We start from the raw sequence: 1,359 nt of genomic DNA, 5'->3' as shown, positions 1-1,359 counted from the left end.
ATCAAAAAAAATAGTAATGATCTGCACAATAGTAACTTCCAGCTTCCTGCACCCCGCTTCCAGCCTATAACAAGGTTAATTATTGTTAAACATATAATCAGAGTGATCAGCATATTGGTCACTCTTTTTATTGTAAAGAAATACAATTCAATTTAATAATTCTGGTTCTTATCAACACATAAAAACACAATTTAAAAAAAGAAAGCTATTCCAGATGAAATATGAACAAATTCTTTTTAAGACACTCCTAATTTTAACAGTTTTAATGGCTGAATGCTATCCATCACAAACAGTTACCGTCCGAGGAATAGCCAGAGATTCTTTAAATAATCTTATAGCAATTAGCGTAAATGATACAATAAGAAAGTTTAGAGACAAAGCATTTGAAAATAAAGATTGGAAAGGGTATGATGCATTAGCTAATAATAAAAATCTTTTCACAATACCTGATTCTGTGGGGAATTATGTCATAACAGCAAAAGTTACAGATACACTGTATTTTTCTAAAGAGAAGCATGACACCCAAAAATATAAAGTTGCGGATATAATAAGGGATAATATTCAGGTCCTTTTAAAACGGACACCATGTATTCCTAATAAAGAATGTGATCAGAAAATCCCATCAAAGTTATATATTTTCGTGGGGAAAAAAATAAATGTTACTTCTGTAGACACATCGCAATATTGTGGTGACCTGATGGATAGCGAATATAAAGCTGAATATAAAATTGAACAGGAGTTTTCTGAACATTATCCCTCTTCAACAATTATTTTTACATCTTATGACCACAACAGTAAGTATGAATTTGATTTTAGAAACTATGATCATGTATTGATTTTTGTAGGGGAATACTGTGGTGATTTAATTCATTTGAAATATCAGTTTTTTCCTTTATACAAAACAGCTGAAGGAAGATGGGCAACCCCAGTGAAGCCTAAAGCAGAACAGATATACCAACTTGACCAATATACACCTTCTAAAATAGACTTTGATCAATCTGTCAATTTTGATTTGCCTTATAATTTAACTGAAGAGCAAATAGTTCAAGTAAGAACATATAAGTTTCCTGAAAAATATTATGATATTAAGGATCACAAAGCAATTCCTATAATGGGAAGATATGCAGAAGATTTAGTGAAAATCTGGAAGGAGATTTGTGAGAAAAATAAAGAATAGATTAACAAAAAGGAAAGGAAGATGGATGCTGGAAGATGGAAGTTATTGAAGAACGGAGTACAACTAGAAGTCTGATCGTGTAAATTCAGGTTTATTGGGTAAGTTCGGATATTTTAATCAAAAAAAATAGTAATGATCTGCACAATAGTAACTTCCAGCTTCCTGCACCCCGCTTCCAGCCT

General features: G+C 31.7%; 1 protein-coding gene. It reads left to right on the top strand.

Annotated features, from left to right (window positions below; genetic code table 11):
- Nucleotides 1-214 precede the first annotated feature (214 nt).
- Nucleotides 215-1,177 carry a hypothetical protein gene (locus tag LIV57_RS22830; RefSeq protein WP_227944446.1) on the top strand — a complete coding sequence of 321 codons (963 nt, stop codon included), beginning with the start codon at nucleotides 215-217 and terminating at the stop codon, nucleotides 1,175-1,177.
- Nucleotides 1,178-1,359 lie beyond the last annotated feature (182 nt).

It is taken from the genome of Chryseobacterium sp. X308, from assembly GCF_020733145.1.
Classification (GTDB): domain Bacteria; phylum Bacteroidota; class Bacteroidia; order Flavobacteriales; family Weeksellaceae; genus Chryseobacterium; species Chryseobacterium cupriresistens.
This window is presented reverse-complemented; position numbering and strand designations above follow the sequence as displayed.

Coding starts and splice junctions, on each gene's coding strand:
- LIV57_RS22830 (WP_227944446.1), top strand. CDS start 215: ATGAAATATGAACAAATTCTTTTTAAGACACTCCTAATTTTAACAGTT.